The sequence below is a fragment of the Bacteroides fluxus YIT 12057 genome, assembly GCF_000195635.1.
In the GTDB taxonomy this organism is placed as follows: Bacteria; Bacteroidota; Bacteroidia; order Bacteroidales; family Bacteroidaceae; genus Bacteroides; species Bacteroides fluxus.
Genome location: NZ_GL882689.1, coordinates 69,353 through 83,731, shown reverse-complemented (window position 1 = coordinate 83,731; position 14,379 = coordinate 69,353). Strand labels below are relative to the sequence as shown.

The window sequence follows — 14,379 nt, the reverse complement described above, 5'->3', positions numbered from 1 at the left end:
AAAACCGCTTTATATCAGTTCTTTCCGTCTATTTTATTGCATATTTATTGTATATTTACGATGTTAATTTGTATATTTGCACCGGTATTATAACAACAAATGTATGAAATCAAACCCAATCTATCAACTCAGTGAGAAATTGACCTACATTTTGCTCAGCATCATGATGGTTTCCGCATTAGCAGGATGTGAACACAACAATGTTTACAATCCCGACAACGGAAAGGATGAAGAGAAACCCAACACTTTCGACTTCGCCACCACTTCCGCTATCCGACTAAATGTAAAATACGATGTACCGAAAGGTTATGAGATTCTTTTTGACGTTTATCTGGAAAACCCTTTCACCACTGACGCAGACGGACAAATCGTGAAACGGACAGACTTGGAACCCGCCATTAGACGCATCACAGACGGCAACGGTGCATACAGCGGAAAAGAAATCATCGAAGCCGCCCACGGCAACGAAGTATATATCTATACCGCCTATACGGGTGTGCCTGCCCTCTTCAAGACCTCTTTCAACGGAGATGCCATCACAGCCGACATCAGTTGGGATACAGCCAATGCAGCAGCGGAAACCCGTTCGGCAAAAGGAGCAAAAGCAGCACCGGCCAGCTATCACACCCTGGGTGACTGGAATGCCAAAGGCAAGCCCAATTACTTGGAGAAGGAGCGGATAAACATCCCCGCAGATGTCTTGAAAACCATCAGCAATACGCTGCAAGAAGGCGGAGACTGTCCGGAAGAGTTTCGCCAATCGGTGGATTTTGAGCTGAATGACCCTCAAGGGCGCAAAGCCGAAGTTTCCGTCCGCATGATTGGAGGTACCAGTGGCGCAGCCAGTATGTTTGGCTATTACTGCTATAAAATCGGCGCAAGCCAAGAAGAGATAGCCCAAGCCCCGAAATGCATCGTATTCCCCAACACCTTGATGAGCAACTATAATGGAAAGAAAGCTTCCGGTTTGAAAAGCGGTGAAAGCGTCAAACTGCATTACATCAACGATAAAGGGGAAGATGAAGGAACCGCATTCCCCAACGGAATAAAGATTGGCTGGTTCTTGCTGAACGACAAGTTCTATAGCGGAAACGGAGAAGCTTTCTACTCTACCACGGCTTTGAACTCGGACCTCCGCACGCATACCGCCGCTTTCCGCATCGACGATTTCATCGTATTGTCGTTTGAGGACTGGACTGACCAGGACTACAACGACATCCAGTTCAACGTATGGTCCAATCCCATCGAAGCCATCATCAGCCCTGAGATACCCGACATCAACCCGGACCACGGCGGCAGTGATGACAACGGCAGCGTGAAATACAGCAAAGACTACAAGGGAATCGTCGCCTTCGAGGACAACTGGCCCGCCAAAGGAGACTATGACTTGAACGACGTAATCGTGAAGTACAGCTCCCGACTGAACTTCAACAGCAAGAACGAAGTGCTTTCTACCGAAGACACTTATGAGTTGCTCTGGTCCGGCGCTTCCTTCAAGAATGGCTACGCCTACCAGTTGAACACCGAACGTGCGAACGTCGCCACGCAGGTCACGGAGGCCGCCACCACCTTCACCGGACAGGGGCTGGATGCCGACCTTTCTCAAGCCACCGTCAACGTACTGCTCAGCGCCATCAATGTAACGGACAATAATACCCGCACCGGTACCTATAAGATAAAGAACAGCTTTACCACGCCTGTTCCTCATGCTACATTCGGCATTCCTCCTTACAATCCGTTCATCATAACGCATGACAATCTGGAAGAACAACGCACCGAAATACATTTAGTGAACTACGCTCCCACCGAGAAAGCAGACAAGAAACGTTTCCATACCGGAAATGATTTGTCTAACCCTCCCGGCAGCTATTATGTCGCCAATGGGAATTATCCTTTCGCCATCCACCTGATAAATGTGGAGAGTTTCAAAACCCCTGAAAATAAAGCCATCGACCAGAGCTTCCCGAACTTCATGAATTGGGTCAACTCCAATGGCGCAGACCATAAGGACTGGTATAAATGAGAAGTGCCCCTAAAAGTCATTTTTTCAATAATCTCCCAATCAATATGACACGATAAGCTTCATGAGCAGTTCGCCAGCGTTGTTTTATTCTACCGTTACCGCCGTGCCACAGGCTGTTACCATCAGCATGCTTCCGCTGCCTCCTACCGTTTCATAGTCGAGGTCAACACCAATCACAGCGTTCGCTCCCATGGCACGTGCATGCTCCTGCATCTCCCGCAAGGCAGTGTCCTTGGCCTCACGAAGCACCTCTTCGTATGAACCGCTTCGGCCGCCCACCACATCACGGATGCTGGCAAAGAAGTCACGGAATACATTGGCACCGATAATCGTTTCACCGCTGACGATACCATAATAGCGGGTGATACGTCCACCCTCAATAGTCGGAGTTGTTGTTACTAACATAATCTTATTCTTTTAAGTTATTTGCTACTATTAGACGCACGGAGCAGGCAAAAAGTTGCAGCAACAGCTTAAAACATTTGCCGGATACGATTGATGCCGGCAACCAGGACATCTATTTCTTCTTTAGTATTATACAGTCCGAAGGAAGCACGTACCGTTCCTTCAATGCCCAGACGCTGCATCAGCGGTTGGGCACAATGATGTCCTGTCCGTACAGCTATGCCGAGTCGGTCGAGCAAAGTGCCCATATCAAAATGATGGATATCACCCACCAGGAAAGAGATGACACTCCCTTTCGCTTCCGCCTCGCCGAAGATACGCATATCGGGAATCTCTTTCAACCGCCGCATGGCATACCGGGTCAACTCATGTTCATAAGCGGCAATCTTGTCCATACCGATAAGCGATACATAATCCAAAGCCTTGGCAAGCCCGGTTGTCCCTATGTAGTCCGGAGTACCGGCTTCAAACTTGAACGGCAGTTCGTTGAATGTGGTCCTTTCAAAAGATACATGCTGTATCATCTCACCTCCGCCTTGATAGGGAGGCATCTTTTCCAACCATTCTTCCTTACCATAAAGCACACCGACACCCGTAGGACCATAGACCTTGTGTCCGGAGAAGACAAAGAAATCGGCATCCAAATCCTGTACATCCACCGGCATGTGGGGAATGGACTGCGCACCGTCCACCAGTACGGGAACTCCTTGTGCATGGGCAAAGGCAATCATATCCTTAACGGGGTTCACCGTTCCCAGCACATTGGACACCTGTGTCACACTGACAATCTTCGTACGTTCGGAAAACAGATTCCTATAATCATCCAAAAGAAGCTCACCTTTGTCATTCATCGGAATCACCTTGATGGCAATCCCTCTTTTTGCTGCCAGCAACTGCCAAGGAACAATATTGCTATGATGTTCCATGACGGAAAGAATCACTTCATCTCCCTCCTGCATGAACTCCTCGCCGAAACTGGTGACAAACAGATTGATACTCTCCGTAGTCCCGCGTGTAAAGACAATCTCGTTGGTACTGCGTGCGTTGATGAACTTCCGCACCCTCTCGCGAGAAGCCTCATGCAACTCGGTAGCCTGCTGAGAGAGGAAGTGCACGCCACGATGTACATTGGCATTCACCGAATAGTACTCGTCTGTAATGGCATCTATCACCTGGCGGGGCTTCTGCGTAGTGGCTCCATTGTCCAGATAAACCAATGGCTTGCCATATACAGTGCGGGAAAGGATGGGGAAATCAGCCCGAAGCCTCTCCCCGAAGTTGGTATCGTTATTCATAATGAATCGGAATTATAAGTTATGGATGACATTCTATTTGCATATCGCGCATCCCTGGCACTTGTTCAACTCACCGCGAAAACGTTTTTCCACCAACAGGTGCAGACGGTCTTTCAAAGCGTCCAGACGGATGGTGTCAATAACCTCGTTAACAAAAGCGAACATCAGCAACAGGCGTGCTTCACGTGCCGGGATTCCACGCTGCTGCATATAGAACAAGGCACTCTCGTCGAGTTGCCCCACCGTAGCGCCATGACTGCACTTCACATCATCCGCATAGATTTCCAGCTGCGGTTGGGTGTACATGTGCGCGTCACGGGTGGCGCACAGATTCCGGTTGGTCTGCTGTGAACTGGTATGCTGTGCGTCAGGACGCACCAGGACCAGTCCGGCAAAGGCTCCCACCGCCTGATCGTCGAGAACATACTTATAAAGTTCATTGCTGGTACAGTTGGGCACGGCATGATCAATGGCCGTATGGTTATCCACATGCTGGTTCTTGTCTGCAATCGCCATGCCGCAAAGATTCAGTTCGGCATGCTCTCCGGCGAGAGTCACCCGGGTGGTATTACGGGTAGTACCGTTATGCAGAGTCATCCCGTTCAACAAGACATTGCTGTTCGCTTCCTGCTTCACGTACATATTGCTGATACGTACAGTACTGGTATGGGTTTCCTCCAGTTCATAAAGGTCGAAAGTGGCATTTTCACCGGCAAAGACTTCTATGACTTGCGTTGCCAGGAAGTTTACCCCGTCCATGGCATGGTCACAAGCCAACAGACGCGCCTGCGCACCTTCCTCCAGAACAATCAGTACACGGCGGTTTACCAGAAAGTTCACGTCACCACGCAGGATATTCACCAACTGAATCGGTTTCTCTACCACCACGTTCTTAGGGACATACAACAGAACACCGTCTTGTGCAAAAGCCGTATTGAACGCCGTCACGCCATCTTCTGAAGTATCTGCCAGCTTACCATAATATTTCTTTACCAGCTCCGGATGCTGCTGTGCCATTTCCTTCAAACTGCCGAAGATAACCCCTTCCGGGAGATGCGGTTTCGGCAAAGCCTTATTATAGAAAACATCGTTCACCACAAAGTAAAGGGAGGTACTCATATTGGGCACATCGCACTTGAATACTTCGTAGGGATTTACAGGAAGCTCCAGACGGTTCAAATTCAGACCATAATCCGGTTCAAAAAACTTGCTGACATCCGTATATCTATATTTCTCCTGCTTGCGGGTAGGAAAGCCGAGCCGTTCAAAGTCGGCAAATGCGGCAGCACGCGGTGCATTCAGCACCTCCGCACTATGCCTGCATATCATGGCTTCCGTCTGGGAGAATAGATCTATATATTGTTGTTCGATAGTCATGTTGTTTAAATTCAAAACTTATAATTCACTTGTTTCTTTCTTTATCCAGTCAAAACCGCGCTTCTCAATCTCCTGGGCCAGTTCCGGACCGCCTGTCTTTACAATGCGGCCACCCAACAGGACATGTACGGTATCGGGTTTCAGATAATCCAGCAAACGTTGGTAGTGAGTGATGACCATGGCACTGGTCTGCGGTGTCTTCAGTTTATTGAATCCGTCTGCCACAATACGCAAGGCATCTACGTCAAGGCCGGAGTCGGTCTCGTCCAAGATAGCGAAAGTGGGTTCGAGCATAGCCATCTGGAAAATTTCGTTACGCTTCTTCTCACCACCGCTGAAGCCTTCGTTCACGCTGCGGTTGGCAAGTTTGTTATCCAATTCCACAATGGCACGCTTCTCGCGCATCAGCTTCAGAAATTCACTGGCAGACAAAGCAGGGAGGTGGCGGTACTTGCGCTGCTCGTTCACGGCGGCACGCATGAAGTTTACCATCGAAACACCCGGAATCTCCACCGGTGACTGGAAAGAGAGGAAGACACCCTCGTGAGCACGGTCTTCGGGACTCATGGCAAGCAAGTCCTTGCCGTTGAAGGTAACCGAACCGCGAGTCACTTCGTAAGCGGGATGCCCCACCAACACGTTACTCAATGTACTTTTACCGGCACCGTTCTGTCCCATCAGCGCATGTACTTCACCGTCACGGATAGTCAGGTTAATGCCTTTCAATATCTCTTTGCCATTGATGCTGGCATGCAGGTCTTTTATTTCTAACATGATATTTATTTTTGAATTTTGAATTCCAACAATTACCCTACGCTTCCCTCCAGCGAAATGGCGAGCAGTTTCTGTGCCTCCACCGCAAACTCCATCGGCAGTTTATTCAGCACTTCCTTGGCATAACCGTTTACAATCAATCCCACAGCGTCTTCCGTAGAAATACCACGTTGGTTGCAATAGAATATCTGATCCTCACTGATTTTACTGGTAGTGGCTTCATGTTCCACGATTGCCGTCTCATTATGGATATCCATATAAGGGAAAGTGTGCGCACCGCATTTGTCACCAAGCAGCAAAGAGTCACACTGGCTATAATTACGGGCATTGTCCGCCTTCTGCGCCACACGCACCAGACCACGGTATGAGTTCTCACTTCTTCCGGCAGAAATACCTTTGCTCACAATCGTACTGCGGGTGTTCTTGCCGAGATGTATCATCTTCGTACCTGTATCAGCCTGCTGATAGTTATTGGTCACCGCCACACTATAGAATTCGGCCGTCGAATCATCTCCGGAAAGGATACAGGAAGGATACTTCCAGGTAATGGCCGATCCGGTTTCCACCTGCGTCCAGGAAAGCTTGCTGCCTACCCCCTTGCAATGGCCGCGTTTCGTCACGAAGTTATAGACCCCACCCTTGCCTTCCGCATCTCCCGGATACCAGTTCTGGACGGTACTGTATTTCACTTCTGCACGGTCGTGCACCACAATCTCCACAATAGCAGCGTGCAATTGGTTCTCGTCACGCATCGGCGCGGTACAACCTTCCAGGTAAGAAACATACGAATCATCATCCGCCACAATCAGGGTTCTCTCAAACTGTCCCGTATTGCGGGCATTGATACGGAAATAAGTGGATAATTCCATCGGACAGCGTACCCCCTTCGGAATATAGACAAAAGAACCGTCAGAAAAGACAGCCGAATTCAACGCCGCAAAGAAATTATCACGGTAAGGCACTACCGAACCGAGGTATTTCTGCACCAAATCAGGGTGCTCACGTACCGCCTCGCTGAACGAACAGAAAATAATTCCTTTCTCCATCAAGGTCTCTTTAAAGGTAGTCTTTACAGATACGGAGTCCATGACGGCATCTACGGCCATACCACTCAACGCCATCTGTTCCTCCAAAGGAATACCGAGCTTGTTGAATGTCTTCACCAGCTCCGGATCCACCTCATCCATACTTTTCGGCCCTTCTTTCTTCTTCGTAGGGTCGGCATAGTAAGAAATGGCCTGATAATCTATCTCAGGGATACGGAGATGCGCCCATGTAGGCATCTCCAGCGTCAGCCAATGGCGGTACGCTTTCAAACGGAACTCCAACAGCCACTCCGGTTCACCTTTTTTCTCCGAAATAAGCCGCACCACCTCCTCATTCAGTCCACGCTCAATGATGTCGGTATGTACATCGGTGGTGAAACCGTACTTGTACTTCTCTTCCGCAATCTTTCGGACAAATTCATTAGAAGTCTTTTTCTCTTCCTTCTTTTTCTTTTCGTCCTTTTTCCGATTCTTATTATTGGGTTCTTCTTGTTGCATCACTTCTATAATTACAAATTATGAATTACAAAATCACGGATTACGTCATCAGTCAAAGTCTCCGTTTACAATCTGCTCCGTAACCGCCTTTGCAGCGGGAAAAAATATCCCGGCAAATGATTCCATAGGATAATATAACGCAGACTCTTTCTTTTTTGTTTTATCAATCAGCGTATTGTCCGAGTCGATAAATTCGATAACACCGATCAACAGGCTTACCAGCAGAAGGAACTTCAAAGCTCCCAGCCCGGAACCCAGCCAACGGTTGAGCCAACCCAGTGAAACGGCTTCCATGGCTTTGGTCAGCAGTGAAGCCACCAATGCGAAAGCCAACGGAACGGCTATCCAGATGATGACGAACGCGAGTATCTGCGCAAATGTCATGGAGTCCGTCACCGTAGGGCAAAGCTTCTCTGCCAACGAAGCATACAATGCCTTGGCAGCCAACAGTCCGACAACCAGGCCCAACAAAGAAGCCAGTTGCTTCACAAAGCCTTTCATAAAGCCAAGTACCGCTCCTATACCGACAATCACCAATATAATAATGTCTATGGTCTCCATCATCCTCCGTTTTCTAAAAAAGGCACGGATTACACGGATAAGCACGGTTTTTCTTTTAACCAATCCGTGAAATCCGTGTAATCCGTGCCTAACTATCTATTGCGCTTATTACAGCGTCTGCTTCACTTCTACTTCTTCGTAAGATTCAATTACGTCACCTACCTTGATATCGTTGCAGTTGGTCAGGCTGATACCACACTCGAAGTTGGTACCCACTTCCTTCACATCGTCCTTGAAACGCTTCAAGGCGTTGATGGTCCCCGTGAAGATTACAATACCGTCGCGGACCAGACGAGCCTTGTCGCTGCGCTTCACCTTTCCGGTCTTCACCATGGCACCTGCCACAAGACCCACCTTGGTAATGTTGAACACCTCGCGGACTTCGATAGTTGCAGTCACCTGCTCCTTCAAGGTCGGTGCCAGCATACCTTCCATGGCCGCCTTCACCTCTTCGATAGCGTCGTAGATCACGGAGTACTTGCGGATGTCCACACCCTCCTGTTCCGCCAGTTTAGCGGCAGCGCCGGAAGGACGTACCTGGAAACCAACGATAATCGCATCCGAAGCAGCAGCCAGAGATACATCCGACTCGGAGATGGCACCCACACCTTTGTGGATAACATTGACCTGTACCTGCTCGGTTGACAACTTGATCAAAGAGTCGCTCAAGGCTTCTACCGAACCATCCACGTCACCTTTGACAATCACATTCAGTTCGTGGAAGTCACCCAATGCCAGACGGCGGCCTACTTCGTCGAGCGTCAGCATCTTCTGGGTACGCAGTCCCTGTTCGCGTTGCAGCTGTTCACGCTTGTTGGCTATTTCACGGGCTTCCTGTTCGGTCTCGATTACGTGGAACGTATCACCGGCAGCGGGAGCACCGTTCAAACCCAATATCAAAGCCGGTTCGGAAGGACCTGCCTCTTTCATGCGCTGGTTACGTTCGTTGAACATAGCCTTCACCTTCCCATAACTTGTACCAGCCAACACGATATCACCCATCTTCAGGGTACCGTTGGATACCAGCACCGTAGCCACGTAACCGCGTCCCTTATCCAAAGAAGATTCGATGATAGAACCGGTAGCGCGGCGGTTCGGATTTGCCTTCAAGTCGAGCATCTCAGCCTCCAGCAGCACTTTCTCCATCAATTCGGGCACACCTATACCCTTCTTGGCTGAAATATCCTGCGACTGGTACTTACCGCCCCACTCTTCCACCAAGAAATTCATGGCGGCCAATTGTTCCTTGATTTTATCAGGATTGGCAGTCGGTTTATCAATCTTATTGATGGCAAACACGATAGGAACCCCTGCAGCCATGGCATGGTTGATAGCTTCCTTGGTCTGCGGCATCACGTCGTCGTCAGCGGCAACAATGATGATGGCGATGTCCGTAGCCTTGGCACCACGGGCACGCATGGCAGTAAACGCCTCGTGACCCGGAGTATCGAGGAACGTAATCTTGCGTCCGTCGTCCAGCGACACGTGATAGGCACCGATATGCTGTGTGATACCACCGGCCTCACCGGCGATTACATTCGCCTTACGGATGTAGTCCAGCAACGAAGTCTTACCGTGGTCAACGTGTCCCATCACCGTTACAATCGGAGCACGGGGCTCAAGGTCTTCCTCTGCATCCTCCTCCTCAACGATGGCCTGAGAAACTTCCGCGCTGACATATTCCGTCTTGAAGCCGAACTCTTCAGCCACCAGGTTAATAGTCTCGGCATCCAGGCGCTGGTTGATGGAAACCATGATGCCTACGCTCATACAAGTAGCGATGACCTGCGTAACGGAAATATCCATCATGCTTGCCAACTCGTTGGCCGTCACGAATTCCGTAAGCTTCAGTACCTTGCTTTCCGCCATTTCCTGGTCTTCCAGTTCCTGCATACGGTTGGAAGCCATATCCCGTTTTTCCTTACGGTACTTGGCACCCTTGTTCTTTCCCTTGGATGTCAGGCGCGCCAGAGTTTCCTTCACCTGCTTTGCCACATCCTCTTCATTTACCTCCTGCTTGATGACAGGCTTCTTGAAGCGGTCTTTATTACGGTTCTTGTTGTTGCCACCTTGTTGGTTGCCGCCTTGCTGGTTGCCGCCGGGACCTCCATTATTATTTCGCGTACGGTCATTTCCGCCACGTTGGAAATTGGAGGCATTATTGATGTCAACCTTCTCCTTATTGATGCGTACACGCTTCTTCTTGTTCGGATCACCGGTGCCATTGTCCTTCGCATCTTTCTGTTTGCTGTCATCACGGCGTATTTCCTTGATGATGGCCTCCTTCATCTGCTTCTTCTGATCCAGACGAATCTTTTCCTTTTCTTCACGTTCCTTACGCTTCTCTTCTTTCGATTTCTTCTTCGGGCGTGTAGATTGGTTCAACGCAGCCAAGTCAATTTGTCCGATCACATTGATTTTCGAAACAAACTCAGGCTGGTGTATCTTAAAGATTTCTTCTCCCTTTTTTTCCTTTTTCTCCTCTTTTTCGGCCGGAGCTTCTTCAGCCACCGGTGCCGAAGCAGGCACTTCTTTCATTTCTTCCTTTTTAGGTTCTTCTTTAGCCTCAACAACTGGTGCGGGTTCTTCCTTAGCTACCGGTTCGGGTTGAGGCTCCGGCTGGGGCTGAGGCTCCATTTTGGGTTCGGGCTGGGGCTCCGGCTGGAGTACGGGAGCAGGTTCCGGCTTCGGTGTCTCCACGACTACCGGTGCAGGTTCTTCTACCTTCTTCTCCTCTACTGCCACCTTCTTCTCCACCACTTCTTTCTCCTTCTCCTGGACAGGCGCAGGCCTGCGGTTCAGTTTATCCAGATCAATCTTGCCGACAGGCTTAAACTTCGGACGGGCATCTTCCGGAATCACAGTCTTTATCTCCTCGGGCTTCGCTTTTTCCTGCGTTTCCTTCTCGTAGCCGTCAATGGACACGGACGCCTTGTTACGGTCCTTGCTTTGACGCTCCTGGCTGAAACGTTCCGATTTTATCTTAAGGTCCTTGTCTGTACTAAATTCCTTCTTGAGTAAATCAAACTGCTCGTCGGTAATTTTCGTATTCGGATTTGCCTCCACGGTAAATCCTTTCTTTTGCAGGAACTCGACAGCCGTCGTAATCCCTACGTTTAAATCTCTTGTTACTTTGTTTAACCTTATCGTCATACTTTAAATTTAATGAATAATGGAGAAAGAAGCAGGAAACACTAATCACTCATTGTCGCCCTCTTCTTCAAACTCCTGTTTCAAAATGCGTAATACCTCGTCCACCGTTTCTTCTTCCAGGTCCGTCTTTTCAATCAACATTTCACGGGGAGCGTTCAACACAGCCTTAGCCGTATCGATACCGATAGCCTTGATGGCATCGATCACCCAACCGTCAATTTCATCACGGAACTCATCCAGGTAAATATCCTCATCCTCTACCGCCTGGTCCAATTCACGGAACACATCAATGGTATATTCAGTCAACATACTGGCAAGCTTGATATTCAAACCGCCTTTACCGATAGCCAGCGAAACCTCTTCCGGTTTCAAGAACACTTCCGCCTTATGTTCCTCCTCGTTCAAGCGGATGGAAGAAATCTTGGCAGGGCTCAAGGCACGCTGTATAAACAACTGGATATTCGACGTGTAATTGATAACGTCGATATTCTCGTTGCGGAGCTCGCGGACAATACCATGAATACGGCTGCCCTTCACACCGACGCATGCACCTACCGGGTCTATACGGTCATCGTATGACTCGACGGCAATCTTGGCACGCTCACCGGGGATGCGGGCAATCTTCTTGATGGTAATCAGTCCGTCATTGATTTCGGGCACTTCCATCTCAAACAGACGTTGAAGGAATACGGGCGACGTGCGGCTCAAGATAATCTTCGGGTTGTTATTCTTGTTATCCACACGGGCTACAACGGCACGGGCAGTCTCGCCCTTGCGGTAGAAGTCGCTCGGTATCTGTTCGGTCTTGGGCAGCAGCAACTCATTGCCTTCGTCATCGAGCAGCAGCATTTCCTTTTTCCAAATCTGATAGACTTCCGCGTTGATGATGGTGCCTACCTTATCAATGTATTTATTATAGATACTGTCTTTTTCCAGTTCCAGAATCTTAGAGGCCAACGTCTGGCGGAGGTTCAAGATGGCACGGCGTCCGAAGTTGGCGAATATAACCTCATCCGTCACTTCCTCACCCACCTCATACGATGCATCAATCTTCTGTGCTTCCGACAGCGCAATCTGCAAGTTCGGATTCTCAAGTTCCGCATCCTCTACTACTTCACGGTTACGCCATATCTCGAAGTCACCCTTGTCGGGGTTCACGATTACGTCGTAATTCTCATCGGTGCCAAACATTTTCGCGATTACACTACGGAATGACTCTTCGAGCACACTTACCATAGTGGTTCTATCGATATTTTTCAGTTCCTTGAATTCCGAAAATGTATCTATCAAGCTGATAGTTTCTTCTTTTTTGGCCATAGTCTTATTTAAAACTGATTAAGTATTTAGTGTATTTTATCTCATCATACTTCAGAGTCAGGTCCTCGTCCACCATCTTGGGACGTTTGGCACCCTCTTCTTTCACCTTTTTCTGCACAGTAACCACAAAATGCCGGTCGTCCGCTTCCTTCAGCACACCGCCGAGTTTACGTCCGTCCCTTGTCAGCACCTCCACTTCTTTACCGACATGATTGATGTACTGCTGCAATACCTTAAACGGTTGTCCGATTCCGGCAGAGCCAACCTCCAGTTCATAATCTTCCTCCTCACGGTTCAACTTCGACTCGATGTAGCGGCTCAGCTCCACGCAGTCCTCAATCCAAACGCCTTCCTTGTGGTCTATTTCCACCACAATCTTGTCATCAGGGCTGATCGTTACTTCCACCAGAAAGTAATCTTTTCCTTCCAGCCACTCGTCAACAATCTGACAAACTGTTTTCTTTTCTATCATAGATTAACTAATAAGAACAAAAAAGAGGAGCTTTATCGCCCCTCCACCTTTCATCCGTTTTCGCATGCAAAGATATAAATAATATGTTCGACTACAAAATATTAGAGAAAAAAAGATAGATTTAACGGTTCAAACAACAGAAATGCTACTTCCCATACTCAACTACCCTCCTCAATGGCGCCAACAACCGTTCCAGCACATTCCTGTCAGCAAGGATGATATCCGCAGTGCCTTTCAGTTCGCGCGAAACGGGCAACAACCTGCCGTAATTGGTCCGCAGTCCGTCGGGTAAAGAGATTTCCACCACATACATGCCTTCTTCCGTCGGAGCGGGAGAGACGCTCTTCACCCGCCCTTTGACATAGCCGAACTCCTGGTCGGGATAGTTATCCAAGCGTATATGCACCCGCTGACCCGTATGTACCTTGCCCGAGCCCTGCAACGGAAGCAGCGCCTTGCCAAGCACCCCCGAACTGTCCGAAGGCTGAATCACAAAGACCGTCTCGCCCGACTTCACATTCCGGTTGCGCCCCCATACCGTCATGAAAGTGACCTTACCGCTGACCGGACTTCTCAGCAGGTAAGAGTGTTCCCACGCACCCAACTGTGCCAACAACTGCTCCATGGCATTCTTCAAGCCTATCCGATGTTTCTGCTCCTCGTCGTATGCCTGCTTGCGTATATCCAGCAGGTTCTCTTCATGCTGTACAAGTTGCATTTCCGCCTGTACCAAGTTCATGCGCGCACTCTCCCCGGCACGGAGACTTTGCAGGTACTTGCTTGCGGACTCCTCGAATTCGGCTGTAATCATCGCCTTGCGCACATACAGTATGGAGTCGCGGGCATACATATTTCCGGCAAGCTTTATATCCTTGGCTGTCAGTTCATATTCCCGCTCCGCCAGACGGAGATATGACCGCTGTCTGCCCATCCGTTTCTCCTGTGACCGGAGCTTTCGGGCATAATAATCTAGTTCCATGAAGCGTGCATATCCCGTAAGCGAAGTTATGAAAGCCGCAAAGGCCGGTTGCAGCTCCCCTAACTGCAGGTGCCTGCCGACAAACAGTTCCACACCCTCCTGCGGTTCATACCTCTGTGCTTCCCATACTTTCATCTGTCCTTTAAGAAAGCGCACGTCTTCGGATTCCGCCGCATTGCCTATCACCCCCAGATCGGCATCCGCCTCCACCGAGCTTCCGTTCTCCACATAAAGCGTGTCCAGTTTCCCCGTAGCATGCGACAGTACAAAGGCGGGAGGCTCCTCCGTGGCCAGTGTCACCTCCGCAGCCAGGGTGTCCGGATACCTAAATATCCAGCACCCCGCCAGTACCGTCAAAAGAATCACTGCCAGAACCGTAATGCCACACCTCAGCACCCGGGAGGGAATATGGTTCATCACCTCCTGCACCTCTTCACTGCGAAGCTCTATGTCCATATATTTCTTCTCTTCCTCCATCC

Annotated in this window: 11 protein-coding genes; 1 reads left to right on the top strand and 10 read right to left on the bottom strand. The window is 49.4% G+C overall.

Annotated features, from left to right (window positions below; translation table 11 throughout):
• Positions 1-103 precede the first annotated feature (103 nt).
• Entirely contained in the window at positions 104-2,023 is a 1,920-nt protein-coding gene (locus HMPREF9446_RS14170) for an LruC domain-containing protein (protein WP_009126400.1), read from the top strand.
• A gap of 84 nt (positions 2,024-2,107) precedes the next feature.
• Here the strand turns inward: HMPREF9446_RS14170 and HMPREF9446_RS14165 are convergent, their stop codons facing one another.
• The 10 genes from HMPREF9446_RS14165 to HMPREF9446_RS14120 form a co-directional block, all read right to left on the bottom strand.
• Entirely contained in the window at positions 2,108-2,428 is a 321-nt protein-coding gene (locus tag HMPREF9446_RS14165; protein ID WP_009126399.1) for a heavy metal-binding domain-containing protein, read from the bottom strand.
• 68 nt (positions 2,429-2,496) lie between these two features.
• A complete protein-coding gene (locus HMPREF9446_RS14160; RefSeq protein ID WP_009126398.1) occupies positions 2,497-3,723 on the bottom strand; it encodes a cysteine desulfurase in 1,227 nt (408 codons plus the stop codon).
• Between the two features lie 33 nt (positions 3,724-3,756).
• Entirely contained in the window at positions 3,757-5,100 is a 1,344-nt protein-coding gene (gene sufD, locus HMPREF9446_RS14155) for a Fe-S cluster assembly protein SufD (protein ID WP_009126397.1), read from the bottom strand.
• Positions 5,101-5,118: 18 nt separating this feature from the next.
• The gene (gene sufC, locus HMPREF9446_RS14150; protein WP_009126396.1) at positions 5,119-5,874 is read right to left on the bottom strand and encodes a Fe-S cluster assembly ATPase SufC; all 756 of its coding nucleotides are present in this window, start codon (positions 5,872-5,874) and stop codon (positions 5,119-5,121) included.
• A gap of 32 nt (positions 5,875-5,906) precedes the next feature.
• The gene (gene sufB, locus HMPREF9446_RS14145; protein ID WP_009126395.1) at positions 5,907-7,418 is read right to left on the bottom strand and encodes a Fe-S cluster assembly protein SufB; all 1,512 of its coding nucleotides are present in this window, start codon (positions 7,416-7,418) and stop codon (positions 5,907-5,909) included.
• Positions 7,419-7,466: 48 nt separating this feature from the next.
• Entirely contained in the window at positions 7,467-7,979 is a 513-nt protein-coding gene (locus tag HMPREF9446_RS14140; protein WP_039969742.1) for a CvpA family protein, read from the bottom strand.
• A 108-nt stretch (positions 7,980-8,087) separates the two neighbouring features.
• Positions 8,088-11,132 carry a translation initiation factor IF-2 gene (infB, locus tag HMPREF9446_RS14135; protein ID WP_009126393.1) on the bottom strand — a complete coding sequence of 1,015 codons (3,045 nt, stop codon included), beginning with the start codon at positions 11,130-11,132 and terminating at the stop codon, positions 8,088-8,090.
• Positions 11,133-11,177: 45 nt separating this feature from the next.
• Positions 11,178-12,449 (bottom strand): transcription termination factor NusA, encoded by a 1,272-nt coding sequence (gene nusA, locus HMPREF9446_RS14130; RefSeq protein ID WP_009126392.1) that lies wholly within the window; start codon positions 12,447-12,449, stop codon positions 11,178-11,180.
• Positions 12,450-12,453: 4 nt separating this feature from the next.
• Entirely contained in the window at positions 12,454-12,921 is a 468-nt protein-coding gene (gene rimP, locus HMPREF9446_RS14125) for a ribosome assembly cofactor RimP (RefSeq protein ID WP_009126391.1), read from the bottom strand.
• A 145-nt stretch (positions 12,922-13,066) separates the two neighbouring features.
• On the bottom strand, positions 13,067-14,377 hold the full coding sequence (locus HMPREF9446_RS14120; RefSeq protein WP_009126390.1) for an HlyD family efflux transporter periplasmic adaptor subunit: 1,311 nt from the start codon (positions 14,375-14,377) through the stop codon (positions 13,067-13,069).
• Positions 14,378-14,379 lie beyond the last annotated feature (2 nt).

Coding starts and splice junctions, on each gene's coding strand:
- sufB (WP_009126395.1), bottom strand. CDS start 7,418: ATGCAACAAGAAGAACCCAATAATAAGAATCGGAAAAAGGACGAAAAG.
- infB (WP_009126393.1), bottom strand. CDS start 11,132: ATGACGATAAGGTTAAACAAAGTAACAAGAGATTTAAACGTAGGGATT.
- HMPREF9446_RS14140 (WP_039969742.1), bottom strand. CDS start 7,979: ATGGAGACCATAGACATTATTATATTGGTGATTGTCGGTATAGGAGCG.
- HMPREF9446_RS14170 (WP_009126400.1), top strand. CDS start 104: ATGAAATCAAACCCAATCTATCAACTCAGTGAGAAATTGACCTACATT.
- sufD (WP_009126397.1), bottom strand. CDS start 5,100: ATGACTATCGAACAACAATATATAGATCTATTCTCCCAGACGGAAGCC.
- HMPREF9446_RS14165 (WP_009126399.1), bottom strand. CDS start 2,428: ATGTTAGTAACAACAACTCCGACTATTGAGGGTGGACGTATCACCCGC.
- HMPREF9446_RS14160 (WP_009126398.1), bottom strand. CDS start 3,723: ATGAATAACGATACCAACTTCGGGGAGAGGCTTCGGGCTGATTTCCCC.
- HMPREF9446_RS14120 (WP_009126390.1), bottom strand. CDS start 14,377: ATGGAGGAAGAGAAGAAATATATGGACATAGAGCTTCGCAGTGAAGAG.
- sufC (WP_009126396.1), bottom strand. CDS start 5,874: ATGTTAGAAATAAAAGACCTGCATGCCAGCATCAATGGCAAAGAGATA.
- rimP (WP_009126391.1), bottom strand. CDS start 12,921: ATGATAGAAAAGAAAACAGTTTGTCAGATTGTTGACGAGTGGCTGGAA.
- nusA (WP_009126392.1), bottom strand. CDS start 12,449: ATGGCCAAAAAAGAAGAAACTATCAGCTTGATAGATACATTTTCGGAA.